The 26,454-nt window shown below is 39.2% G+C and carries 25 protein-coding genes and 2 pseudogenes; all 27 read left to right on the top strand.

Going from position 1 to position 26,454, the window contains the following annotated elements:
* The first annotated feature begins 107 nt into the window (after positions 1-107).
* The 27 genes and pseudogenes from alsS (at position 108) to EQJ87_RS01630 (ending at position 26,452) form a co-directional block, all read left to right on the top strand.
* Positions 108-1,772 (top strand): acetolactate synthase AlsS, encoded by a 1,665-nt coding sequence (gene alsS, locus EQJ87_RS01735; RefSeq protein WP_130123058.1) that lies wholly within the window; start codon positions 108-110, stop codon positions 1,770-1,772.
* A gap of 366 nt (positions 1,773-2,138) precedes the next feature.
* Positions 2,139-3,398: a hypothetical protein gene (locus tag EQJ87_RS01730; protein ID WP_130123057.1), complete on the top strand. Its 1,260-nt coding sequence runs from the start codon at positions 2,139-2,141 to the stop codon at positions 3,396-3,398.
* Complete coding sequence (locus EQJ87_RS01725; protein WP_130123056.1) at positions 3,395-3,778, top strand: hypothetical protein; 384 nt, start codon at positions 3,395-3,397, stop codon at positions 3,776-3,778. The genes EQJ87_RS01730 and EQJ87_RS01725 overlap by 4 nt, the downstream gene beginning before the upstream one ends.
* A gap of 261 nt (positions 3,779-4,039) precedes the next feature.
* Positions 4,040-4,489, top strand: coding sequence for a helix-turn-helix transcriptional regulator (locus EQJ87_RS01720; RefSeq protein WP_130123055.1), 450 nt, complete (start codon positions 4,040-4,042; stop codon positions 4,487-4,489).
* A 16-nt stretch (positions 4,490-4,505) separates the two neighbouring features.
* On the top strand, positions 4,506-4,991 hold the full coding sequence (locus tag EQJ87_RS01715) for a hypothetical protein (RefSeq protein WP_130123054.1): 486 nt from the start codon (positions 4,506-4,508) through the stop codon (positions 4,989-4,991).
* Between the two features lie 3 nt (positions 4,992-4,994).
* Positions 4,995-5,345, top strand: coding sequence for a hypothetical protein (locus EQJ87_RS01710; protein ID WP_130123053.1), 351 nt, complete (start codon positions 4,995-4,997; stop codon positions 5,343-5,345).
* A gap of 2 nt (positions 5,346-5,347) precedes the next feature.
* On the top strand, positions 5,348-5,644 hold the full coding sequence (locus EQJ87_RS01705; protein ID WP_223804482.1) for a hypothetical protein: 297 nt from the start codon (positions 5,348-5,350) through the stop codon (positions 5,642-5,644).
* Between the two features lie 86 nt (positions 5,645-5,730).
* A pseudogene (locus tag EQJ87_RS01700) lies at positions 5,731-8,291 on the top strand (phage tail protein).
* A gap of 15 nt (positions 8,292-8,306) precedes the next feature.
* Positions 8,307-8,999 carry a phage tail protein gene (locus EQJ87_RS01695; RefSeq protein ID WP_130123051.1) on the top strand — a complete coding sequence of 231 codons (693 nt, stop codon included), beginning with the start codon at positions 8,307-8,309 and terminating at the stop codon, positions 8,997-8,999.
* Positions 8,996-11,443 carry a phage tail spike protein gene (locus EQJ87_RS01690; RefSeq protein ID WP_223804479.1) on the top strand — a complete coding sequence of 816 codons (2,448 nt, stop codon included), beginning with the start codon at positions 8,996-8,998 and terminating at the stop codon, positions 11,441-11,443. The genes EQJ87_RS01695 and EQJ87_RS01690 overlap by 4 nt, the downstream gene beginning before the upstream one ends.
* A 179-nt stretch (positions 11,444-11,622) precedes the next feature.
* Positions 11,623-12,132 carry a hypothetical protein gene (locus EQJ87_RS11655; protein WP_223804478.1) on the top strand — a complete coding sequence of 170 codons (510 nt, stop codon included), beginning with the start codon at positions 11,623-11,625 and terminating at the stop codon, positions 12,130-12,132.
* A 9-nt stretch (positions 12,133-12,141) separates the two neighbouring features.
* Positions 12,142-12,309, top strand: coding sequence for a hypothetical protein (locus tag EQJ87_RS11490; protein WP_190289021.1), 168 nt, complete (start codon positions 12,142-12,144; stop codon positions 12,307-12,309).
* The gene (locus EQJ87_RS01685; RefSeq protein ID WP_130123050.1) at positions 12,290-12,712 is read left to right on the top strand and encodes a DUF1617 family protein; all 423 of its coding nucleotides are present in this window, start codon (positions 12,290-12,292) and stop codon (positions 12,710-12,712) included. The genes EQJ87_RS11490 and EQJ87_RS01685 overlap by 20 nt, the downstream gene beginning before the upstream one ends.
* On the top strand, positions 12,709-13,104 hold the full coding sequence (locus EQJ87_RS01680; RefSeq protein WP_130123049.1) for a phage holin family protein: 396 nt from the start codon (positions 12,709-12,711) through the stop codon (positions 13,102-13,104). Before EQJ87_RS01685 ends, EQJ87_RS01680 begins: the two co-directional genes overlap by 4 nt.
* A gap of 1 nt (position 13,105) precedes the next feature.
* Complete coding sequence (locus EQJ87_RS01675; RefSeq protein WP_130123048.1) at positions 13,106-14,026, top strand: peptidoglycan recognition protein family protein; 921 nt, start codon at positions 13,106-13,108, stop codon at positions 14,024-14,026.
* A gap of 126 nt (positions 14,027-14,152) precedes the next feature.
* Complete coding sequence (locus EQJ87_RS01670) at positions 14,153-14,569, top strand: RNA polymerase subunit sigma-70 (RefSeq protein ID WP_130123047.1); 417 nt, start codon at positions 14,153-14,155, stop codon at positions 14,567-14,569.
* Positions 14,556-14,708, top strand: coding sequence for an SHOCT domain-containing protein (locus tag EQJ87_RS11485; RefSeq protein ID WP_190289020.1), 153 nt, complete (start codon positions 14,556-14,558; stop codon positions 14,706-14,708). The genes EQJ87_RS01670 and EQJ87_RS11485 overlap by 14 nt, the downstream gene beginning before the upstream one ends.
* Before the next feature lie 60 nt (positions 14,709-14,768).
* Positions 14,769-15,701, top strand: a complete 933-nt coding sequence (locus EQJ87_RS01665) for a recombinase family protein (RefSeq protein WP_223804477.1) — start codon at positions 14,769-14,771, stop codon at positions 15,699-15,701.
* Positions 15,698-16,120, top strand: coding sequence for a recombinase zinc ribbon domain-containing protein (locus EQJ87_RS11650; protein WP_223804476.1), 423 nt, complete (start codon positions 15,698-15,700; stop codon positions 16,118-16,120). The genes EQJ87_RS01665 and EQJ87_RS11650 overlap by 4 nt, the downstream gene beginning before the upstream one ends.
* Positions 16,080-17,654, top strand: a pseudogene (locus EQJ87_RS11810) (recombinase family protein). The gene EQJ87_RS11650 and the pseudogene EQJ87_RS11810 overlap by 41 nt, the downstream one beginning before the upstream one ends.
* 174 nt (positions 17,655-17,828) lie before the next feature.
* Positions 17,829-22,187: a DUF4011 domain-containing protein gene (locus tag EQJ87_RS01655; protein ID WP_190289019.1), complete on the top strand. Its 4,359-nt coding sequence runs from the start codon at positions 17,829-17,831 to the stop codon at positions 22,185-22,187.
* 110 nt (positions 22,188-22,297) lie between these two features.
* Positions 22,298-22,483 (top strand): hypothetical protein, encoded by a 186-nt coding sequence (locus EQJ87_RS01650; RefSeq protein ID WP_130123045.1) that lies wholly within the window; start codon positions 22,298-22,300, stop codon positions 22,481-22,483.
* Positions 22,484-22,767: 284 nt separating this feature from the next.
* The gene (locus EQJ87_RS01645) at positions 22,768-23,445 is read left to right on the top strand and encodes a zeta toxin family protein (protein ID WP_130123044.1); all 678 of its coding nucleotides are present in this window, start codon (positions 22,768-22,770) and stop codon (positions 23,443-23,445) included.
* The gene (locus EQJ87_RS11480) at positions 23,438-23,602 is read left to right on the top strand and encodes a hypothetical protein (protein WP_190289018.1); all 165 of its coding nucleotides are present in this window, start codon (positions 23,438-23,440) and stop codon (positions 23,600-23,602) included. Before EQJ87_RS01645 ends, EQJ87_RS11480 begins: the two co-directional genes overlap by 8 nt.
* Positions 23,603-24,043: 441 nt before the next feature.
* A complete protein-coding gene (locus EQJ87_RS01640; RefSeq protein WP_130123043.1) occupies positions 24,044-24,340 on the top strand; it encodes an ArsR/SmtB family transcription factor in 297 nt (98 codons plus the stop codon).
* A 69-nt stretch (positions 24,341-24,409) separates the two neighbouring features.
* Complete coding sequence (locus EQJ87_RS01635) at positions 24,410-25,219, top strand: GlgC family sugar phosphate nucleotidyltransferase (protein ID WP_223804474.1); 810 nt, start codon at positions 24,410-24,412, stop codon at positions 25,217-25,219.
* A 9-nt stretch (positions 25,220-25,228) separates the two neighbouring features.
* On the top strand, positions 25,229-26,452 hold the full coding sequence (locus EQJ87_RS01630) for a glycosyltransferase (protein WP_130123042.1): 1,224 nt from the start codon (positions 25,229-25,231) through the stop codon (positions 26,450-26,452).
* The last annotated feature ends 2 nt before the right edge of the window (positions 26,453-26,454 follow it).

The following is a 26,454-nucleotide window of genomic DNA, read 5'->3' as shown; positions in this document are numbered from 1 at the left end:
AGTCAGAATAATTGTAAATAACGTCATTATCTGATAAAATTAACACGAACTCAACATATAATCAATTGATTTGAAAAATAAAAACATAAAACGAGGTAGAACAAAAGATGTCTGACAAAAAATTTGGTGCAAATCTGATCGTAGATAGCCTGATTAACCACAAAATAAAATACGTATTTGGAATCCCTGGTGCCAAAATTGACCGCGTCTTTGACCTCGTAGAAAACGAAGAAGGCCCACAGATGGTCGTAACCCGCCATGAACAAGGGGCAGCTTTCATGGCTCAAGCAGTCGGCCGCATCACAGGAGAGCCAGGTGTCGTCATCGTGACGAGCGGCCCTGGTGTTTCTAACTTAGCAACCCCACTGTTGACCGCCACATCAGAAGGCGACCCCATCTTGGCTATTGGCGGACAAGTTAAACGTAGCGATCGTTTAAAACGTGCCCACCAATCAATGGACAATGCCTCAATGATGCAAGCTGCAACAAAATATGCCGCAGAAGTCCTTGATCCAACGACCCTCTCAGAAACCATTGCTAATGCTTATCGGATTGCTAAATCAGGCCGCCCCGGAGCAACATTCCTCTCCATCCCTCAAGACGTCACCGACTCCGAGGTTTCCCTCAAGGCAATCAAACCCCTATCTGATCCTAAAATGGGGAACGCGTCAATTGACGACATTAATTACTTGGCTCAAGCCATTAAAAACGCCGTTCTCCCCGTCATTCTTGTTGGTGCAGGCGCATCCGACGCCAAAGTAGCATCAGCACTGCGCAATCTGCTCACCCACGTCAATATCCCAGTCGTTGAAACCTTCCAAGGCGCTGGAGTTATTTCCCACGACCTCGAACACACTTTTTACGGTCGAATTGGACTTTTCCGCAATCAACCTGGCGATATGCTGTTGAAACGCTCAGATTTAGTTATCGCGGTCGGTTATGACCCAATCGAATACGAGGCACGAAATTGGAACGCTGAAATTAACAGCCGAATCATTGTCATTGATAATGCCATCGCCGAAATCGACACCTACTACCAACCTGAACGTGAACTCATTGGAGACATTGCAGCTACCCTAGACAACCTTTTACCCGCTGTCCGCGGCTACCAAGTTCCCGAAGGAAGTAAAGAATACCTTGACGGCTTACATGAAGTTGCCGAACAACACGAATTTGACACCGAAAACACAGCAGAAGGCCGAATGCATCCCCTTGATTTAGTGAAAACTTTCCAAGCTATTGTCAAAGATGACGAGACAGTCACCGTTGATGTCGGTTCGCTCTACATCTGGATGGCCCGCTACTTCAAATCCTATGAACCGCGTCATCTCTTATTCTCTAACGGAATGCAAACCCTAGGCGTTGCTCTTCCATGGGCAATCACAGCAGCCTTGCTCCGTCCAGGCAAAAAAGTCTACTCTCACTCTGGTGACGGTGGTTTCCTGTTTACTGGACAAGAACTAGAAACAGCTGTCCGCCTCAACCTTCCAATCATCCAAATCATTTGGAATGACGGCCACTATGACATGGTCAAATTCCAAGAAGAAATGAAATACGGCCGCTCATCAGCAGTTGATTTTGGCTCAGTTGACTACGTCAAGTATGCTGAAGCAATGGGAGCCACAGGCTATCGTGCCCATAGCAAAGAAGAGCTCACCCAAATTCTCAATAACATCCCTAACACGACAGGCCCAGTAGTCATTGACGTTCCCTTGGACTACTCAGACAACATCAAACTTGCAGAAAAACTCCTCCCTGAAGAATTTTATTGATTACAATCAAGCAATTTGTGAAATAACAAAAATAAAAGAAGAAGCCCTTGAACCTCTAAGCGTTCAGGGCTTTTTTCTGTGAAATAAATCAGATGAAATTTACAATGAGATTTGTGAAACTAGCTTCTAGTTTGTGAAAAATTGCCTATAATTGCCGAATAAAATACCCTTTTACCACTCCAAGAGGATGCCTCAAATTAGCCAAATACCCTTCTTAGAGGATGCGCAAAAACAACAAAGGAGGATGAGTATAGACAGATAAAATTTTTCTGATAGATTGGGAAATTGAACATTTATTTTCCTCGAGTGATATAATAAAAAGTAGATAGCGTTTACACACAAACATGATTGGAGAGGGAAATTATCATGCAAAAAATTGAAGATTACATTCATACGAGAAAATTAAAAGATAAATTAGACGAATTTGATTTTTCCAAGAGATCTGAGAATATGGGAAAAATCATCAATTACGTTTCTGAATACTTCAATAACTACCTGACACCTGAAGACTTTAGTGAAGAAATTCTTAAACTACAACAAAATCTTGAAAAGTCGAGAAAAAGATTAGAGGAAGATTATCCAACTTCGCATTTGTTTATTGAACAATTTTATATGAAACACCAGAAAAGAATTGATACTTTCATTGGTAAAGTAGTCCAAAACTCAGTAGAAACTCCTCTTTGCTATCGTTTATCTGACTATATGGCTATTGCAGTAGAGGAATATACGAAGCGATGGAATGAGGGACCAGATCGTTCATCAATGAAAGAATTAGACCCTGTTATTGTTAAATGGATTATGGATGCCTACCATGAATACGGGGTAAATTTGCTTGACTTTGCTTATGGTTACATGAGTGAATGGGAAAAGAAGTATACAGAAACGACTTATTCTAGAGATATAAAGGAATCTTATTTGATTAATCATTATGATTATCAGTATCAGGATAATCCTTTTGATATTAATCAATGGTATGAACAACATAAAGATAGACCGTTCATTGAAGGAAAGAAGTATTTTTTGGAAATGCTTCTAATGTATATTTGGCTTTTTGAAATTTTGGATGATTCAAGCTATTGGGGAGAGTATACTCAGTTGATGATTAAACAAAGAAAGCTTCCGCTAAAAAATGAAAAAAGAAGATTAATTCCAGTAGCGATTTCAGGAATAAGTTATCCTGAGGAAATAGAGAATACTATTGAGTATATTGAAACAAAAGATGGAAAAGTAAAACAGCTGCAGGCTCAAAAATATATTTTAGCTATTATTAATGAAAAACAAACAGATAATTTTTGGACGAATCAGGTGAAAAGAAAGGATATCATCCAAAATCTTAAAGAAACATTTAAGCTCTATGGTATGCCAAAATTATTAGAACTTAGAACGCCAATGAAGAATGCAGCAATGGGAATTCAAGAATTAATTTCTATCTATTATGAGCTGCTACACGAACTAAAAAACTATAAGACAGTTAACATAGCGATACGAACTCAATCTAGCAAATCATCGAAAGAACCTTTAATTTACTCAATGAATGATATTATGAAACTATATAATACGATTAAAGAAATGAAAATAGATTTAAAAATTATGCTAGATATGGTGGACACTATTAGAACAGTATGACTGAAGAACGAAGTGCCAAGATAACTCTTGGTGGAGATGAATATGAGTTGATTCTGACGACAAAGGCAACGAAAGAAATCGCCAGTCACTATGGCGGTCTTGAAAACTTGGGCGAAAAGTTGCTCAAGTCAGAGAACTTTGAACTAGCCCTTGATGAGATTATCTGGCTGATTACGCTCCTAGCCAACCAGTCCATCAAGATTCACAACTTGAAACACACGGACGACAAGAAGGAAGAACTCACGACTGAGTATGTGGAGTTGTTGACTTCACCACTTGAGTTAGCTGAATACAAATCAGCGATTACGGAAGCAATGTTCAAAGGAACGGCTCGTAACATCGAAAGTCAGCTTGAGGCAAAAAACAAAGCAGGCGAGTAAGTGATGTCGAAACATTTACTCGCCTATATTATTACGGAACAGTTCAAATGGGCATGACACCAGATGACTTTTGGTTCTGCCCACTGGGACTGTTTTTAGACTTATGGGAATGCCATAAGCAGTTCACTGGTATAAGCAAACCCAAAGTCGAGATGTTCATTGATGATATTATTTCTAACGACACTTAACTTTACTCGGTAAAATTATTTGACAAAGTTAAATTTGTGTGATATATTGTATTTGTAAGTTGGAGGTGAGCTAATGGAAAACAAGAAAAATGAACGCCAATTACAAATTAATAGATTGCAGCAAAATTTATCTTCAATTCGAAAGATAGCTGGCTGGAGTGCCGAAACACTTGGCAATAAGATAGGTGTTACCAAGCAAACAATTAGCAATCTTGAGAATAAAAAAACACCCATGACGTTTACTCAGTATATTGCAATTCGTGCTATATTAGATGCAGAAATCGAAACTAATAAGGATAATGAAGCTCTACCAAAGGTGATCTCAATACTTTTGGATAGCGTGGACAGTATTGATGATAATGAGTATAAAGAGGTACAAAAATCAGTTGAAACTGTTGCTGCAACGGCATCTGGTGGAGTTGCAAGTTCTGCTTTATTGGGATTATTAGGTGCGATTTCTCCGCTTGCAGTCTCCCTTATTGGAACAGCAACATTAGTAAATTGGAAGAAATTATTGAAATAGTTAGGAGGTATTTTTTATGGGAGTACCAGAAGGACATCCGTTTTTTGGAAATCAGTATACTGATGGTGGTTATCAGCCGGGAAGTTTTTCTTATACCTTTGAACCGTTAATGGAAAAGGCAATCGATTCAGTGCAACCGATTGCTAAAAAGGTAGTTGAAAAACCTGTTAAGTTACATCGTGATTCATTAACCCATACAAAAAATAAAGCACTGAAACTAGTTAAGAATGATAAAGGAAAAGGTGCTATTATTATTGCTGGCATTACTATTGTTGTGACCGGTGTTAGTTTTATAGCTTATAAACTGTCGCATAGGAAGAAAACCCAAAATATCAAGATAGAAAATGTTGGAGTTTGTAGTCACTGTGGAAAACCACTTTTGAATTCAAGGTTTTATCCCGAGGATGAAAATAATGGCATTGATGCTTACATTCAGTGCAAATTCTGTGGCGAGAAGAACTATGCACATTATAATGAAATAAAAAATCTCTCGGAGGAATAGATTATGGATGAATTAGTAAAGAAACTTGCTGGTTTTGGAATTCCTGCAATAATTTTGCTTGTTGCAATGAGTGCAACAGGTCTTGTTGGGGCGGCAGCACTTACAGCAGCACTTGCTGCATTGGGGCCTTTTGGCATGATCGGCGGCATTGCTCTGCTCGGTGCGATTGGACTATCAGCAGATAAAATTGCAGAATTTGGTTATGAAAAAATAACTGTTCTAGTTATTAAGGAACAACTTAAGACATTTTCAAAAGAAAATATGATTCAAAAAGTTAGTAAATACCCAATTTCAAAGGGGATGAAGCTCAAGATTATAGACTATATTGAGCATACTAACGTGACAGGAGAATAATTATGGGATTATTTGATTTGTTTAAAACAAAAAAAGATGAATTATCGTGGGAAGATGAAAATACTTATAAGGGTGAGACGCCAAATTGCCCCAACTGTGGTACATCACTTACAAAGCGATATGTATTTAGTGAAATGTATTGTGAGAACTGTCGTTACGGATTAGATGATATTCCAAATGATATGGAAGATGAGTCAATTGATGTTTGCGATGCTGCTTTGATTTGGCAGTCAAATGGCAAAGATGAAGACTACACATTTGGTTATTCAGAAGCTGAATTAGAGGCTGCTTTAAGATAGTAGTCATATGATTGGAGAAGATAAGCATTTAGCAAATGAGCTAAGTGCTTTTTTCATGCCCAAAACCTGAGAGGAGGTGAATTTTTATGGCGGATAACTTTGGTCTAAAGATTGGGATTGACGGGGAAAAAGAGTTCAAAAATTCCCTCCGTGACATCAACCAATCTTTCAAGGTACTGGGTTCAGAAATGAAACTGGTATCGTCTGAATTTGATAAAAACGACAAAAGCATTCAGGCAGTTTCTGCCAGAAATGCCGTCCTCAATAAATCCATTGATGCACAAAAGGAGAAGATTTCGACTCTTGAAAGTGCGTTACAAAATGCCTCCGATAGCTTTGGCGAGAATGACAAGAGAACACAGAACTGGGCTATTCAACTCAACATGCCAAGGCACAGCTGAACGGTATGGAACGTGAACTTGCGACCAATGAGAATGCAATCGGCTCAATGGGGCAAGAAGAAATGGATGCCACGAAAGAAACCGAGAACCTTGGCGATGAACTGAAAGACACAGCTGATGAGGCTGAGAAGTCTGGAGGGAAGTTTGAGAAGTTCGGTGGTGTCCTTAAAGGCATTGGGGCTGCAATGGGAGCCGTTGCACTTGCTGCGGGTGCTGCCGCAATTGAATTAGGGAAACAAGTGGTATCAGCTTATGCCGACTATGAACAATTAGTCGGTGGGGTTGATACCCTTTTTGGTGACGCCTCAAAGACGGTTCAAAAAGCAGCGGATAATGCTTTCAAGACTGCGGGGATGTCCGCCAACGAATACATGGAAACCGTCACTGGTTTCTCAGCCGCCTTGATTTCATCTCTCGGTGGGGATACCAAGAAAGCCGCTAGTGTTGCGGACCAGGCTGTGACAGATATGAGCGACAACGCCAACAAGATGGGGACGGACATCGAGTCCATTCAGAACGCCTATCAAGGTTTCGCTAAACAAAATTATGGGATGTTGGACAACTTGAAGTTAGGTTTTGGGGGAACGAAGTCCGAGATGGAGCGTTTACTCCAAGAGGCAGAAAAGATTTCAGGTGTGAAATACGATATTTCAAATTTCGCTGATGTCACTGAAGCTATTCACGTCATTCAAACAGAAATGGGCATCACAGGAACAACAGCCAAAGAGGCAACAGAAACCATTAGTGGTTCGATTGATGGAATGCAGTCTGCCATCTCAAATCTGATGGCGGGACTAGGAAATGCCAATGCCGATATTGGTTTACTTATCGGAAATGTAGTCGAGGCTTTTCAAAATGTCCTCAAAAACATTATCCCAGTGATTCAAAATATCGTTTCAGCCTTGCCAGCGGTCATTGATGCCGTGATTGGAACCATTGGCCAGTTGTTACCAACTTTACTTGAATCTGTGACTTCATTGTTTTCTCAAGTCTTGCAGACGATATTAGGACTTTTGCCGACACTCATTCCAGTAGTGGTGCAAGCCGTCTTAACGATTGTGCAGACTTTGATTGAGAATCTTCCGTTGCTTATTAATGCTGCTTTCCAATTAGTAACGACACTGGTTCAAGGGTTTGGCGAGGCTTTGCCTGAACTGATTCCGATTACCATTCAAGCGATTATCACCATTGTGAATGGACTGATTGAAAATCTGCCCCTACTACTTGATGCAGCCCTACAACTCATCATGGGTCTGGCTCAAGGCTTGATTTCAGCATTACCGATTTTGATAGGATCCTTACCACAAATCATCACTGGTATCGTGAACTTTATCATCAGTTCCATTCCAGTCATTATTCAAACAGGAATTCAGCTCTTGACCTCATTGGTATCAGCATTGCCTGACATTATCAACGCTATCGTGAAAGCTATCCCCGTGATTATCCAAAACATCATCAATGCGGTGATTGGGGCAATTCCTCAGTTGATTGATGCAGGTATCAAACTACTCGTTGCCTTGATTGGTGCTTTACCACAAATCATCACAACCATTGCGAATGCCCTACCTCAGATTATTAACGCTATTACAGGCACGTTAGTCGGTAACATCGACAAGATTATTCTTGCTGGGGTCAAGCTCCTTGTAGCCCTAGTTCAAAACTTACCTGCCATTATTTCAGCAGTTGTCAAGGTTGTACCTCAAATTATCACGGGTCTCGTGAACGCTTTTGGTCAGTACATTTCGACAATGGGGAATATCGGACTTAACCTCATCAAGGGCTTGTGGAATGGTATCGCTGATGCCGCAGGCTGGTTCCGTAACAAGATTTCAGGTTTCTTTGGTGGAGTGGTTGATAGTATCAAGGACTTCTTTGGTATCCACTCACCATCAACCTTGTTTCGGGATGAAATCGGGAAGAACATGGCTCTTGGGATTGGTGTTGGTTTCGATAAGGAAATGACAGGCGTGGCGAAAACCATGCAAGATGCTGTTCCAACGGAACTTGATATGCCAAGCTTTGATATTGATACAGGCATCCATACAGCAATCGATAGCACCTTCTCCATGCTTGATTTAGGAGCCAAGGTGGATGCACTTACAAACATCACGACTGAAATGTTTCCAGCCTTGCTTAAAGCGATGGACATCAAGATTACCCTTGATGATGGAACATTGGTAGGTCGCCTGGCTCCTGAAATTGATAAGAGCTTGGCGGTTTTGAAACGTAGAAAATATGCTTATTAGATTGGGGGTGATAGCTTGAACGCATTTATTTTAGACGGAACAATCAATTCACGGACGGATTTGGGCTTGCGAATTACGCAAGTCCCAGTCATTCCGACAACAGAACGAGTGATTGAAAATATTGAGGTGGATGGACGAGAGGGAGATTTGACCTTACTTAAAGGTTGGAAGGATATGACGTTTTCTTTGAAAGCAGTTATCTGGGCAAAGGATGTCTGGAATGTGTGGCGAACCATCTCTCCACAAATCTTGAATGCCAAGACTATCAGCTTTTCAAGTGATCCGTCTGTTTACTATAAAATGAAAACCATTCAGGCGAGTGGGCTAACTCAAGTGCTTTCCACCATGTGGGAGTTTGAACTTGAGATAACCTGCTCGCCATTTCGCTATAAAGCAAATGTTCCACTCATCAACCGAACCTCATCAGGTACGGTGACGAATAGTGGGAATGTCTACTCATTGCCTCGAATCAAGGTATTCGGGAGTGGGACGAGGACGTTGACCATAAATGGGAAGCCTATCGTGCTGAGCTTGCAGACGGAGTATCTGATACTCAATAGCGAGTTGAAGGAATGCTTTTATGGGGACGTGGCAGCGAATAATTTGATGACAGGTGATTTTCCTGAATTTCGAGTGGGCAGCAATACGGTCACCCTTGGCACGGGCATCACAAAAGTAGAAATTGAACCGAGGTGGCGCTATTTATGATTACTCTTTATAACAAAACGGAGACCACATTCAGCCACAACGGCTTAGGTGTGCTTGACGAAAATATGATCAGTCCAGTCGTTCATGAAGAGCTGAATGGGCTTTTTTCTTTGGCGTTTGATTATCCGATTCATGCAGTGCATAGTACGGAACTCATGCCTGAAATGCTTGTCAAAGTACCTGTTCCAGAACTATCCGAACAGCTTTTTCGGATTGCGGAACGCACCGATGAAAACAACGGCTTACTGCATATTGTCGCCTACCATATCTTTTACGATTTGGCGAAAAATCTCATTGAGGATACGTTTGTCGTCAATAAAACTGGCACGCAAGCACTCAGCCAAATCCTAAATAGTACGCAGTTCACGCACCGCTTTACTGGCACATCTAACATCACAGCGGTCAATAATGCCAGAATAGTACGGCTCAACCCTGCAGAAGTCTTGCTGGATGCAGACTTAGACAACGGCTTTCAAGCAAGGTGGAGTGGCGAAATTGTTCGGGATAATTTTGCGATTGCCATGCTTACCAAACGTGGCTCGGACAATGGCGTACAAATCCGAGATAAGAAAAACCTCACAGGCTATCAGTCAGACGTAGATTATTCGTCAGTCGTGACACGCATCATGCCAGAGGGCTATGATGGTTTATTCTTGCCTGAAAAGTATGTCGATAGTCCGCTTATCAACCATTACGTCAGTCCAAAAATTAAAGTCATCAAATACGACAAAGTTAAAGTTGGCGAGGAGGAAGGGGAGTTCAAAACCAAAGAACTCGCTTACGCAGAACTTCGGAGACTCGCCAATTTAGAGTATAGCCAAAACAATCTCGACAAACCAATAGCGACTTATGAGGTAACCTTCGCACCACTTGAAAAAACGGAAGAATACAAGAATTTTTCCGCACTTGAAACGGTCAATCTAGGAGACGTGGTGTCGGTCATTCATGAAACAGATGGCTTCAACGTGTCTGCTCGCGTGGTGGCTTACCAATACGATCCTTTGATGCAAGGCTACATTTCCGTAACCCTTGGCAACACCACGCCAAAGTTTACAGATATCGGCAAAGACATCAAAAAAGTAGAAACGATCTCTAAACAGGCACAAGATGATGCTAACTATGCCCTGACAAGTGCCAACGGCAAGAACACCAACTTTTACGGGACAATCACACCAAACAATCCCAAACTAGGAGACGTGTGGTACAAGGAAAATGGCGACAAGCTAGAGATGTGGGTCTATGAAACACGTGACGGCATTACCCAGTGGTTTCCACTTCTGACCGATTTGACGCAAGAAGAAGTCAAACAAGCTGTGGCACAAGCCGAACGTGAGGCAAATGAGGCACTGGATAATGCCAATACTGCCTTTGACAAAGCGGTCAACGCCTTAAACCAATCAACAAGGACCGCCGCCCAAGTCGAAACGCTAGAAACCAAAGTCACGCAGAACACGGACAAAATCACGATCACCGCAAGCGGATTGTCAAAACTAGAAGGACGAGTCACAACTGCCGAGACAAGCATTACGGTTCAAGCAGGTCAAATCGCAACCAAAGCAACACAAACCAGTGTCGACAGTTTAACAGGTCGAGTGACAACGGCTGAAAGTAAAATCACGCAAACCGCAGACACGCTTCTTGCGACCATTTCCGAAACCCATGATGCGATTGGTACACCTTTCAAGGTCAAATCTTGGCAACAAGGAACACTCTCAACAACTGACGGTTCAGAACAAGCTGCCACCAACTACTTGCGGAGTGATTATATTGCGGTCAATACAGGCGACAAATTTATCGCCCAACTCATAGACGGGACGAGCTTGACCATGTACTACCATTATTACAAAACTCAAGCACCAAGCTATATTGGTTATGTACCAACAGCTACTCAGTATGTAGAAAGTTTGGCGATTGGGTCGTACACATCTTCGACAATTGCGGCGTATTTACTCTCAAAGGATATTGTAAACTTGTCAATCACGGCTAGTGTTTTGACCAACCCTTATTCAAGTTCAACGGACTATTTGACGATTTACAAAATCCCTTTAGCAGGTAAAGTTGCACCAAGCGTTATCACATGGAACGGGCGAAAAGATACGTCAGACAGTACGGTTTGGCTTTTCACGGGTTCATCTTGGATCAAACTGGGGGATGTCACGGCAACCGCAAACACGGTTCACTCTTGGCGAATTCCAGCAAGTGTTCAAGCTACGATCACTGAGAATGTTTATATTGCCTTCTTCTCTATCAAAAATGGGAGTTACGCAGGGATTTATAACGCCACAACCACACCTTATACACTCAGCCCCACAGGGACAGTGGACTATGTGCAAATCTCCTATACGAGTTCATCAGCGAGTGTCACAGTACCAACGAACGCCACCATGATGCGTGTGCGAAAATCGCAAGTCTCGATGCCGCGAAGATTACCACAGGCACACTAAGTGCTGCACGCATTGCGGCGAGTTCCATTACCGCAGATAAATTAGCTGCCAATATCCTCACAGCCATTACGGCAAGTAGCTCTATACGAATTACAGGCACCACCATTGGTTACTATGACGGCAATACTCTCGTCACACGGATTGACTCGCAAGGGATTACGATTAACCGTGAGGGGACATTGGTTGGGACGATTGGGGCGAACAATATCACAGGACACACAGATTGGAAAGGACTGGACTTTGACCTTGCTTACGGTGCGCAATACATGACGTGGGCACATCAAGACACCTCCGGTGGGACAAATAATATCAAACTCGCATGGTATGCCAAGAAACTTCAAAACGGCATGAGTAAAGGATTCCACTTTGATGACATTGTCTATTTTCAAGATAAAATCGGCGTGTGTTATTCAGACGGCACAGAACGCCATGTAAGACTGACTACAACCACCATTGGCAGTAGCTATGAAACCATTCAGTCAGGAGGTGGAAAGGCTGGGATTGTTTTTGCGGGCTCAAACCTATTTTTCTGTGATGATGACGTTTATGTGGATTTCGGGATTATCCGAGAAATTTGTAAGAAGTTAGCTGGGCGAACGATTGTCTTACCCAGTGCCATTGATAGCACAGGCAAGGTAACCAGTTGGTACGCAGCGCAAGCCTTTAATACGTGGACACAGTACAGTTAGGAGGAGACAATGGAAGAACACCCCAACAAAGCACTCACAAAAGAACACTTTGAACCAGAACCACCGATACAGATTGATGTGGATATGGTGGAACTTTTAGTATTAGTCGTGGACGATTTATGCGTTCAGGTCGGCGAATTAAAGGAGAAATTGAACGATGACCAAACTAAAAAATGAACGGTTGGTAGCGACACTTGATTTTTTAACACAAGTTGAACTGCCACCCAAAGCAAGCCGTGTGCGCACCAAACTCATCAAACGGCTACAAGTCAAGATTGACGAGTTGTACAAAGATGAGATTGAGCTGCTCGAGAAATTCGGTATGAAAGATGAAAACGGAACACTTGTACAACACGAGGGTTCTTTTTCTTTGGTCGAAGCAACAGCAGAAACCTATCATCAAGAAAAACAGGCACTCTTACAAGAAGCAATCAGTCTTGATGTGGCGGAAATTAAAGACAAGTTTCCAATCTTGATAGAAACCTTGGAAAACAGCGAGGTCAGCTATTCAGGCAATCAAGCTGAATTGCTTGATTTCATCTTAGAACAATTAGAAAACGAAATGGAGGAAGTAAAATGAACTTATGGCATTGGATACAAGTCAGTTTAACCACACTAGGCGGAGCGTTGGGTTGGTTTTTTGGTAACCACGAAACCATCTACGTCTTACTCGCCTTTATCGTGGTGGACTACATCACAGGCGTGCTGCTAGCGATTGTGCGAAAAGAACTCTCAAGCAGCATTGGCTCAAAAGGGATTGTCAAGAAAATCATGATTTTTCTGCTAGTCGGGATTGCCCATATCATCGACATTTATTTTGTCGGTGATCATGGCGTGATTTGCACGGCAGTGATTTTCTTTTACGTCTCAAATGAGGGGATTTCAATTTTAGAAAACGCAGTGAACTTGGGGCTACCAGTCCCAGAAAAACTGCGAGACATTTTGGCAAATTTAGCCAAGGAGGACAAATAAAATGGGTATCAGTAATCTAGCAACTAAATACGGCTTTCAAAGTTTCCCGCATTACAGCGAGGGACGAAGCGGAGCAACAATAAATAAAATCGTTCTGCATCACATGGCAGGGACAAATTATGACATTGTGCCAGGCATCTGGCAAACGAGAGAGGCATCTGCACATTACGGCATTGGCAAGAACGGCGAAATCAGAGCCTACGTGGATGAGAACAACACCGCATGGCACGCAGGCAATTGGAACGCTAACATCTCAAGTATCGGCATTGAACATTGTAATCTGACGGGCGACCCAACTTGGCAGGTGGCGCAGGCAACGATTGAAGCAAGTGCCAAGCTTTGTGCGGATATTGCCAAACGTCACGGCTTAGGCACTTTGGTTATGGGTAAGAATCTCTTTGTCCATTCCGATTTTTCAGCGACCTCATGCCCTGGTCCCTACTTGAAACCACGAGTGCAAGAAATCTGTAACAAGGCAAATGCGATAAATAATGGGACTTCCGCACCACAACCAACAAGTGGGCTTTATCGTGTCCGAAAGACATGGGCAGATGCCAAAAGTCAAAAAGGAGCCTTTAAAGATTTAACCAATGCCAAAAAATGTGCCGATAGCAATTCAGGCTACGCCGTCTTTGACGAGAAAGACAATAAAATCTATCCGTCCAGTTCGTCAACCCCAGCACCAGCAACCCCTACAAAACGCTTGACGGTTCAAATCAACGGACTCAACGTACGAAACAAGCCAAGTCTCGCAGGAGCAGTTGTGGGCACCTACAACAAAGGGGCAACCTGGACATTGCCAAAAGCAGAGCAGTTCACGATTTCAGATGACTGGGTCTGGGCGAGAGCACCGATTGGTTACTGTGCAGTTGGGCGGAATACTGGCAAAGAAGAAAGTGATGATTATATTTTCATCAGCTAAATTAAACTCCTACAAGTGTGATTCACGTCATGCTTGTAGGAGTTTTTTTGTTTTACGGCAAAAAAATATTAATAGGGGGTTTATTTTTGACGATTTTCTTTGCCTGTAACTTAGGAGGCGATGAAAATGAATCAAGAACAGAAAAACGAAATCATCCGATTACGGCAACAAGGCTTTGGCTATAAAAAGATATCTATACATCTAAGTGTATCGGTAGATGCGGTCAAGTATTACTGCAAGAAACAAGGACTGACAGGTGTAAGAGCCGCACCCCATAACATGAGCATAAACGCCTGTCGAGAATGTCATCAACCGCTTGAACAAAAAGAAAAACGAAAATTTCAAGCATTCTGTAGTCCAATCTGTCGGTTAAATTGGTGGCGAAAGAATCGATCCAAAGGCAATTTAAAAAGAGGCAAGCCCATCATCTGTCCGTGTTGCGAGAAAACAGTCAAGGTAAGTGAAAAATCAATACGCAAGTACTGCAGTCATGAATGCTACATCAAAGAACGATTCGGAGGAAAAACAGATGAACGATCGTAATGAATTACTCTATGAATTGAGTATATCAACAACAAAACAGCTCCTTGAAAATCAACTGATTTCAAAAAAGGAATACCGCCAAATCAAGGAGTTTCTCATTCAAAAATACCAGCCCATTATTCCGCAATTACTGAGGTAAATACTTGCTATTTAAGGCCTTTAGAGTGATAGATAGACGTATGAAAGGAGGAGATTCATCGTGAAAAAGATACAAAAAATCAAGGCGACTAGACCTGTCATCAAGAAACGACTACGGGTTGCCGCCTACGCACGAGTCTCCGCAGACAAAGGCAGAACGCCACATTCCTTGTCTGCTCAAATCAGCTATTACTCAGCCTACATTCAGAAAAACCCTGAATGGGAATATGCAGGTGTCTACTCAGATAATGGCATATCAGGTGGTTCAGTCAGTGCGAGAACATCATTTAAGCAAATGCTTCAAGATTGCGAAGACGGAAAAATCGATGTGATATTGACGAAGAACATCTCAAGGTTTGCAAGAAACACAGTCGACCTACTTGAAACGGTTCGGCATCTCAAAACATTAGGGGTAGAGGTAGTATTTGAAAAAGAAAACATCCGCTCCATGTCTGGTGACGGAGAATTGATGCTCTCGATTCTTGCCTCATTTGCCCAAGAAGAAATCCAAAGTATGAGTAAAAACATCAAATGGAGCATTCAAAAACGCTACAAAAAAGGCAAGCCCAATGCAAGAATTAATCTGTATGGCTATCGCTGGCAAGGGGATGACCTTGTTGTAGTGCCTAAAGAGGCTAAGGTAGTACAAGAAATCTATGCCAATTACTTCAAGCAAATCTCGGCAGAGAAAACAGCCAAAATGCTAACAGCACGAGGCATTAAAGGATTTACAGGTGGAGATTTCAAAGGCGAATCAGTTCGAAGTATATTACTTAACGTGACCTATACAGGAAATCTACTGCTTCAAAAAGAGTTTGTCGTCGATCCCTTGACGAAAAAGTCAAAACGGAACAATGGAGAGTTACCCCAATATTTGGTGGAAAATCATCATGAGGCAATCATCTCACTTGAGACTTTTCAAGCAGTCCAAGAAGAACGAGCCGACAAGCACAAGGAGTCACATCGAATTGGAGCATCAACACGAGTTGCTTGACGAGTAACATTCGTTGTGGCTGTTGTGGTTATAATTATCAAAGGCGAATTAGCAGTGCGAAGAAGCCTTATCATTTTTGGAGCTGTCGAACGAAGCAAAACAAAGGAGCAAAATTTTGTCCCTCCAAAAACATCAAGGAATGGCAAATCAAAGAAATAGCCTCAGATGTATTAGGTTTAGCAGACTTTGACGAGGAGCAATTCTCAAAAGAAATCGATCATATTCTTACAACAGAATTTCAACTAGACTTTGTTTTTCAAAATGGCAAAGTGGTGCAGCGTACATTTGAGAGACACGAAAACCCCAGAAAAGTAGAATGGACAGATGAAATGCGACAAGCACTAAGCAAAAAATTAAAAGGAAGGAAGCGAGAAAAACGTGAGCAAAAAAGTAACCACGATACCCGCAACGATAAGTAAGTTCAACCAAACGGCAATCACGCAGATGAAAAAGCGAAGAGTGGCTGCCTACGCTCGTGTGTCAACCGAGCAAGAAGAACAGCAAACAAGCTACGAGGCGCAGATTGATTACTACACGACCTACATCCAAGGTCGGGAAGATTGGGACTTTGCAGGAATGTATTCAGATGAAGGCATTACCGCAACCAACACGAAAAAGCGGATTGGCTTTCAGAAGATGATCACAGATGCCTTAGACGGTAAAATTGATTTAATCGTGACGAAATCCGTAAGCAGGTTCGCCAGAAATACCGTAGATAGCTTAACGACCGTTCGACAACTCAAAGAAAAAGGTGTGGAGATATTTTTTGAGAAAGAAAACATTTGGACGCTAGATTCAAAAGGCGAACTCCTCATCACGATTATGTCGAGTCTGGCTCAAGAAGAGTCACGTTCCATTAGTGAAAACGTGAGTTGGGGACACAGGAAACGATTCGCAGACGGAAAAGTGACCGTTCCGTTCAAACGATTCTTAGGCTATGACATGGGGCCAGACAGGAACCTAGTCGTAAACCCAGAACAAGCCAAAATCGTCAAACGCATTTATGCCTTGTTCTTAAAAGGGAAACCTTATTATGCCATAGCGAAACTCTTAACCGAAGAAAACGTTCCAAAAGCGAATCATGACGGGACACCTTGGAACGCAGGTCACATCAAAAGTATTCTGACAAACGAGAAGTACAAGGGAGATGCCTTACTGCAGAAATACTACACGGTCGATTTCTTGACCAACGAGAAGAAATAAAACGCTGGGGAGATTACCCAGTACTACGTCAAAGCCAACCATGAGGCAATCATCGATCCAGCGATTTGGGACACCGTGCAAAACAAAGTTGCTCTAAGAACGAAAGGGAAGAATCGTCTCAGTAGTGTTCGTACCTTTTCAAGCAAGATTAAGTGTTGCAAATGTGGGTCATGGTACGGCAGCAAGGTATGGCATTCGAACTCGAAATACCGAAGAGTTGTCTGGCAATGTAATCACAAGTATGAAGGCATTGGGAAATGCCAAACGCCACACAAAACAGATGATGAGATAAAAGAGATTTTTGTAGCAGCAGTCAATAAACTGCTAGACGTCCGAGAAGAAATTATTTCAAACTTCAAGGAGATGAAAGAACTACTATTTGGCATAACAGAATTGAGCCTTGAACAAGAAATACTCGAAACTCAAGTGAACGATTTCGCAGAAACCATTAACGCAGCGATTGAAGAAAATGCACGAGTCGCACTTGACCAAGTGGAATACGAGAAACGATACAACGGTTTAGTAAAACAGTTTGAAGATGCTAACGCAAAGCTAGAAGCAGTCAAAGACGAAATTCTAAAGCGAAACGTCAAGCGAGAAAACATTGAACGTTTCATTTCTGAAATCAAAAAGGTTGGCATGGTAACCGAGTATAATGAGGAACAATTTCAAAACTTGGTGGAGTGCATAACGGTTGGGCAGGAGGACGTGATTGTGCGGTTTAAGGACGGGAGTGAAGTGAGCGTTTGAAATAACGAATCGTCTAACCCTAGCGGTTAGGCGTTATTATTTTAAGCAATATAGTGATATGTGATATAATTATAACAACAGTTACATAGGGAAAGGGTTGGCTATTGGAAAATGGATATTACCCAGTTTCTTCTGTAAAAGTATCGAGGAATGAGGAAAAGGCGGGGGTTAATAATGTCAAAAGGAATGTCTTCAGGTCTGTTTGAGGAAAAGTTTAAATTATGGAATAAGAAACTACTGGATTTATCAAAACGGAATCGTTTATTGAATTATAAGCAAAGAAAGACGGGCACTTTTAAAATTGATGGTAATGTTGAATGCTTGTTCGATACGCTTGTTAATGGTGATGGCTTTTTTTATGACGTAACTCCAAATTTATCGTTAGATGAAGAACAAAATCAATTCATAAAGGATCGGACAAGGAAACTTGAATATATTCGTAAGCAAGTAAAGTCTGCTGAAGATGAGATGGGATTTAATATTGGATATGCTGCTTTTGGACTGTTGCAGTGGGCGGAGGATGATAGTTTTGGCAAACAATTAGAGTCTCCTTTAATACTAGTTCCTATTCGCATACAAAGAGAAAACTTGTCATCCCCAATAGTAGTAAGTCTGAAAGAAGATGAAGAAATATCTATTAATCCGGTAATTATTAAGAAGGTACTTGATGATTTCGGAGTTTCGATTGATGAGAACTTTACATTCTCATCAATCTCGGAAGTTTTTTTATATGTGGAAGCAATCATAAAAAAACTCGGGTGGACAATTTCTGAGACGGTCATTATAGACACTTTCAACTTCCAGAATTTAGTCATCCAAAAAGACTTAGAAGCCAATAAAGAAAATATCCATGCTAATCCATTTATTAAGGCACTAGCCGAAGAAATAGATGCTGAAGTAGAAAAATTATTTGATGAGTATAACAAAGAAATTGATCTAAAAAACGAGGACTCAAGAGAACGCCTACAAATACTAGATGCTGATTCGAGTCAGCAAGAGGCAATAAGTAGAGCAAGACGAGGAGATAGTTTTGTTCTCCAAGGACCTCCAGGAACAGGAAAATCTCAAACTATTTCGAATATCATAGCAGAACAACTCGGTATGGGAAGAAAGGTTCTTTTTGTCTCTGAAAAACAAGCAGCACTTGAAGTTGTTTATCATAAATTGCAACAAAAGGGGCTATCTGAGTTTATACTAACCTTGCATAACACAAAACAGAAAAAGGGGGACATTAGGAATCAACTTCAAAGCTCCCTGCAACTATCTGAACAGTTATATCGCTTTAAAGATGAAAATTTATCGATATACAATAATTTGAATAATGAAGCGAACCAACTAAATGAGTATGACGGAATCGTACACGATGAGAACAATAGCGTAAAAAAATCTTTTTATTTTTTGCATGGAAAACTCGCAAATGTTCTTGAAGAACAAGATTTGCTCTTTGATGTGGATAATTCAACATTGAAATTGACTTATGATTCGATGACACAACTTTTTCAAAAAGTTGATGAGCTTGGAAAATCTTATATTTCAGATACATTCAGACATAAAGAAAACGGTTGGAAAGAATTTAGAGGGGATCCGACTTATACGAAAATTACTTCAATTTCCGAATTATTTACTAAAATAAGTAAAACGATTGTTGGAAATGAAGAGTTGGAAAAAGATATTCAAACAATCCTATCAAATAAATTTAGTGATGAAGATATACAAGTTAGCATTGAGCAGTTTCGAGACTTGATTTTAAAAAAAGATGGATATTTCCCTTCAAAATGGATATCGTTAAATTTGCCAGAAGTAATTTCAGAACTTGAGAAAGTACTATCAAAACACAAGAAAAAGAAAGGACTAAAAAAATCAATATCCGATAATGAGCATAGGGTTAAGGATATTTTTGAAGATGAATTCCTCAATACTGAAAATGTTGACCAATTAGTTAAAGTTCTAAAGTATGAATATAAGTCGATGTTTAAACGACTTTTTTCGAGTGAGTATAAGGATATTTTTACAAGGAATAAGAGATTGACCAAAGAATTGAAATTAAGTTACGAACAATTAATCAGCAATGTTGAAAAATTGTCTGTAATTAAAAACGAAAAATCTGAAGTGGATATTCTGAATGCCGAAATCCTTTTGCTAGAAAGAAATTTAGCAAAAAAATTAGGGACTTCCGATGAGATTGATTCAGATCTTTTAGTGCAATGGTTAAAATGGAATAATTGGCTTTTAGAAATCAAAAGAGTAATATTCAGAGATGGTTGGTATGTACCTCTTGAAAAAGTTGAGATGATTATTGATGGATCCATTTCAATCGATTGGATAAGCCTTATGGAGTTAGTAAAGGAACGACTTGAGAATAAAAAGAATTTATTGAAGTTGAAAGATGTGTTCTCAGATGATTTCCCGAACATTAAAAAGGATCAAAAATCAATTCTTGCCTTTATTGACAACCTAGATTTTAACTTGCGCGAAGAGTTCTTCACACATAAACGTATTAAGCAAGAATTGCTTGGTAGTTATGGATTAAATGATTTTGTTTCTAAACTAGAGAAGACAGCAATCCCGTCAAGTAAGGTTCTCCCAATTTTTTTGAAGCGGTATATTCTTCTTGTTCTTGAGAATAGCCCTAATTACTCTAAAATAAGCACCTTGTCAACTAAGGAGTTGTCTACGAGAATTGCGAAATTCAAACGGGAAGACAAAAATACTTTTTCTTTGGCACGTGATCGAATTTTTAAGGAACTGGTTGATAGGTTACCTAGCGTTAATGAGAATGTGAAGGTCACTGGTGGAGAAATTTCAATATTGAAGAAGGAGATAGCAAAAAAATCTAGATTAATGCCTACTCGGAAATTGATTCAAAATTTGCCGACTTTGCTACCAAGGCTAAAGCCCTGTATCATGATGTCGCCAATTACAGTGAGCACTTATTTTGCATCTAATAAAGAGTGGGAGTTTGATTTGGTTATTTTTGATGAGGCATCACAAGTAAAGCCGGAATATGCAGTTGCTGCAATTAGCCGTGGGAAACAAATCATTGTTGCTGGGGATAGTAAACAAATGCCTCCTACTTCGTTCTTTGATTCATCTAGTGAAAATGATGAATTATCTGAGGATGAGGTTGATGTTCAAGATTTAGAGTCTATTCTGGATGAACTGAGCGTAAAAATACCAGAGACCTATTTGAATTGGCATTATCGTAGTAAAGATGAGTCGCTAATTACGTTTTCAAACCATAAATTCTATAATAATCGTCTTTACACATTCCCGACTGACAATTCTGATGTTCATAGTAATGTTAAGTTTACTTACGTTCAGAATGGTCTTTGGGAATCGAAATCAGGCAATTCTATAGAAGCTGCTGAAGTTGCAAAAGCGGTGATGGATATCGCTTCCAATTGTCCGAACAAATCACTCGGTGTAGTAGCGTTTGGTATGAGTCAAGCACGAATTATCGAAGAAAAAATACTTCAATTAAGAGAAGAGCATCCTGAGCTTGAAAGCTTTTTTGATGAAAATAGTCCTGAGCCATTTTTCGTAAAAAACCTTGAAAATGTTCAAGGCGATGAGAGAGATGTCATTATTTTAAGTATAGGATATGGAAAAGGCCCAAACGGTAAGATAAGAATGAATTTTGGGCCTTTGACTCAAACAGGTGGTGAAAGAAGGCTTAATGTAGCAGTTTCACGTGCAAGAGAGACTATGAATGTTATTTCAAGTATGAAGGGCACTGATATTTCAGTAGAGGGAACTACTAATGAGAATCGTTTAATGTTTCGAGATTTTCTCGAGTTTGCAGAAAAAGGGGTTGGAGCACTAATTGGTTACGATCTTTTTGATGAAGAATCCATTACTGAGTTTGATTCTGACTTTGAAGAGAACGTGTATGATTATTTGAAAAACAAAGGATATAATGTCCATACACAAGTTGGTTCTTCTGGGTACCGCATTGATATGGCAGTAGTCCATCCAAAAATTCCTGGAAGATATGTGCTAGCTGTCGAATGTGATGGAGCTGCTTACCACTCTTCAAGAACAGCCCGAGATAGAGACCGTTTGAGACAAGAAATATTAGAATCAAAAGGCTGGAATTTTTATAGAGTTTGGTCGACAACATGGATTCATGACAATACAAACGAAAAAAACAACCTTATAAATGCAATCGAGCAAGCTATTGAAAATTATTCTGATTTAGATGAACCCGAGTTGGCGTCAAATTCTGTTGAAGAAGAAGTCTCCAATTTAATCATGGTCTCAGCTTTCGAAGAAGAAAGTGCTCTTCCGTTCTTTTATGGAGATGTCTATGACTTCAAAGCCAATATTACAGGGTTATCAGATATAATCATGATAGTTGCTAAAAAATATGTGGGATATAAAACAATCGATTTAATGCGACACATAAACAAGGAAGTCTTTGATAAAACACGCCTAACACAAGGTTATAAGTGTGTATATATGCAAGCATTCGATTATCTGGTAAAAGAAGGAAAGGTAGATGTCTCTGGAGACTTGATTCAATCAGTGGATTAAAATAATATCAACGTCTAACCCCAGTGGTTAGGCGTTTTTTTGTACCCAAAACCCAATTTTACATAGTGTGAAACGACCAAAACCCAATTTGTTATTGTATCAAAGACAGTATGAAAATAGAAGCAACGTATAAAAGAGAAAAGGATAACTTAGAAGGAGATGAAGTAATTATTGAATGGTTTAGTTTGAAATGTGAGGGGGATTTGGCACAAAATTTGGATGATTTCCAAATCGAGACGGTGGAACATTACAGCTATACAAAAAAACTAGAGATCGTAAAACAAAAATGGAAATAATATTACCTCGAACTCCTTGCTAAGCGGTCTTTTTTCATGCTTGTTATTTTTAATAAAATTATTGAACTGTGTTTTCATATTAATCATAAGCATTTTTCTTTATGGTATAATAAAGTGGATGGAAAAAATTTTAAGCATGTAGATTTTTTATAAAATTCACGACTGACATATAGCAATTACTTTCCCTATATTTGAATACCGTACTTAATATAGGGCTTAAATTTTTAGCTCATGTTCTAAAAATATGTTAAGATAGGTATATCAAGAGATCAGGAGGGAGATAGATGGTTGAGCAGATTGATTTTCATTTGGAGTACGCAAAAAAACATAAAGATAATTTTATAGCTGATATTGTAGAAGATAAAAAGAAGCTTGAAGATAAAACTGCCGTATTTATGGCTGGAAGTCCTGGTGCCGGAAAAAGTGAAGTCGCAAGCTCTATTTCATCTATTTATCCTGATTATGTTGTAATTGATGCAGATTATTTTCGTTCAAAGTTTCCTGGTTATAATGGAAGCAACTCAAGTGAATTTCAAAAAGCAGCTTCATGGCTGGTAGAGCAATCGTTTAAATATATGGTTGAAAATGAGTACTCTTTTATTCTAGATGCAACTTTTGCTTTGATTAGCTCGAACAACAATATTAAGCGTGTCATAAAAAATAATTTTAAACCAATAATATTTTATGTTTATCAAAAACCTTTGATTGCATGGGATTTTACTAAAAAGCGAGAGAAAGTAGAAGGACGAGTTGTACCAAAACAAACGTTTATTAATGCTTTTTTTAAATCAAGAGAAAATATTATCAAAGCGAAGGCAAAGTATCCTGAAGTTGAGTTAAACATTGTGTTAAAAGACTTTAATAATAATATTTCTGATGTTCATTTTGATGCAGAAAATATTGAACTTGTTATCGCTCAGGAATATACTCGTGAAGAATTGGAGGAAAAAATTAATGACTGAAAAAGAAAAAGTGCAAGAAATAGCTAATAAGTATGGTTCGAGTTTAGGAAAACTCTCAAATGAAGCTACGGCTAAGGAAGTTAAAACTGTTTTTAAATTTTTCGCAGATGAAGCAAATCGTAAGCAACGAGAATTAGTTGGATTGAAAAACAAATAATAATTTGAAAAGCCTTGGAAGAGTATTTCATTCCCATTCTAAAAAATAGCTTGCCTATACTTGTCAAAACCCAATGCTCATAGTGCGCTCATAATATGAAAAGGTACGATAATAGTGGCGACAAACGTTGAACCACTAAGCGTTCAGGGCTTTTTTCTGTGAAATAAATCAGATGAAATTTACAATGATAGTTGTGAAACTACCTCCTAGTTTGTGAAAAATTGCCTATAATTGCCGAATAAAATACCCTTTTACCACTCCAAGAGGATGCCTCAAATTAGCCAAATGCCCTTTTTAGAGGATGCGGAAAAACAACAAAAGAGGATGAGTTATATTGATTTCTCATTTCTAACAACAATGGAATATAAATTAGTTTCATCTATTATAGAAGTATGAATAAATTATCTTGAAGAATCAAGATAAAAGTAGTAAAATAATACAATGACTATTGAACTATCAAAAAAAGCAGAAGATGAAATAAGAAGTAAAATTTTTAAAGCTTTATCAGAGCCTATACGTCTTGAAATTATCCGATTTCTTATCAAAAAAGGGACGGAAGTGAGTTGTGGAGAAATAGGCGATAATGTCAATTTAACCAAATCTGCGGCTTCTTATCACTTCAAAACTTTGAGAGAAGCAGGATTGACTTTTACTCGAAAAGAATCAAGAGAAAAATATGTTTCAATTAACCATGAACTTTTCGATCGGTATTTGGAAGGTTTCCTAGATTCACTATAAATCTAGTATTATCTTTTATATAATAGTTCAAAAGTCGTTGAACAATCGTACTAATATGAGGAAGTAATTATGAACCAGCTTATTGATGAAAATGTTGAGTGCCGTAAAAGTATTTTGGGAAATGATATTTGGATACGAGCAGAAACAAAGCTAAATCGTTCAACCATTGGCGATGATGTTTTTATCAATTTTAGGTGTCAGATTCAAGATGCTATCATCGGGGACCATACTCAAATTGCCTCTAATACAAAAATAAAATCAGCTATTATTGGGAATAATTGCTGGATTGGTTCGGATAGTTGTATCTATGGAAAAGTACATGTTGGCAATAATGTGGTTATCGGTGCTCATACCGTTGTTTCACAATACATCCCTGACAACTCAGTAGTGTACGGAAGAGATAAACTTGAAATTAAAGAAAGAAATTTTGAAAATAATGGTTTCCCAGATTTCAAACTCGCTTTAGAGAAAAATTTGAAATTGAAAAATTTAGGCAGTTACTTAAGAGAAGATGAATCGGGAAATTATATTTCTGCTGATTTCATCGGCCAGCCAAGCAAAATAGGTTATGGAAATATTTTGATTGGTAATAGCGTAACGAACGGTTTCATCAAATTTGGGAAAAACGTTAAAATTGGCAATGGAAATATTTTGGAAGGTGCAGGACAGATAGAAATTGGAAATAATTCATGGATTGGAAATAATGTGCATATTGTTTCTAATAGCCATGATTATCACTATTCAAAGCTCCCTATGACTTTTGCACCTGTCATTATTGGAAGTAGTGTGGTTATTAAGGATTCGGCGATTATTTTAGCAGGAGTAACAATTCCTGATAATACAATCGTTGATAAATCACAATTTGTTAGAAAATTTTAGAGGCTGGTTATGAAAAAGATTTTATTAGCCCCAAATCCCACAGGGACGGGGCACAATATGAGAATGCTTACGATTGCTAAAAAACTCAAAACAATAGATCCAAAGCTTGAAATTACGGTTTTACTTGGCTCAAGGCAAGATGTTTTTACTACATTATTTCAAGAAGCAGACATAAAAGTTGTTGATTTAAACCCAACAGGGATTATAGACTTCTCTCAAAGCTCTCATTTGGAAAAGAATTTGAACTGGGATTCTATGATTTCAAAATATTTTGTTCCTACATTTTTTAATGGTGATAAAATTCTTCATTATTTACAACTGATTGATGAACAAGAAGCTGATCTTTTAATTAGTGATTATAATATTAACGCTTCATTTGCAGCAGTTATGGCAGGGATTAAGACTGTTTTTGTAACAGAACGGCACAATTTTACATTAGTGGATGTTAAAATAGAAGATTTGATTTTAGGAGGCTTTACTGTTAATCAGGAAGAGATACGCTCCGCTCAAAAGGATTTGAATCGTTTATTTAAGTGGTTGGTAAAAAGCACAGATTTGATTATCACGGATAAATTATTTTTAGATTCCTTTGAAAGTGATAAATATTTACAGAGTAATCTTGAAAAAGTACATTTTACAGGTTCGATGTATCTAGAAGAACAAAGTAAAGAAAAGACATTAGATTTTGATTATTTAAAAATTGATAAAACTCTTCCTTATATAGTCGCAACTGTTAGTAGCACTACCATGTTAGCAGAAAATAAAAATAAAAATTTTGAATTTTATGAGGAAACTTTTAAAGTATTAAAAAAAGCTGTGCCTGAACTTCAAATGGTTTTGATTGGTGCCTCAGAGAAACCGCAAAAAGCAGGTGGTCTTATTAAATTGCCATACATTCCAAATTGGAAGGAGTTAATTCAAAATTCTGCTTTGCTCATATCGCATCCAGGTTGGATTACAGTAACTGAAGTTGCTTATTTAAATATCCCTACTATTTTTTATCTATCTAGTTTTATGGAATACCATGAGTTAGAAGCATATAAACGCTTAGAGGAAGTGGGAACTCCTGTATTTTCGGGTTATGATATTCCAGAATTTTGTGCTTTGATAAAAAAAGTTTTGAGCCAACAGGTTGATTTTATTGCAGCTTATCAAAAACTGACTCCAACACATAATGGCTTGACTGAGGCCGCTGAACTTATCATGAAGTTGATTGTAAATGGAGGTGAATGAAG

The sequence above is a fragment of the Lactococcus sp. S-13 genome, from assembly GCF_004210295.1.
Classification (GTDB): domain Bacteria; phylum Bacillota; class Bacilli; order Lactobacillales; family Streptococcaceae; genus Lactococcus.
This window is presented reverse-complemented; position numbering and strand designations above follow the sequence as displayed.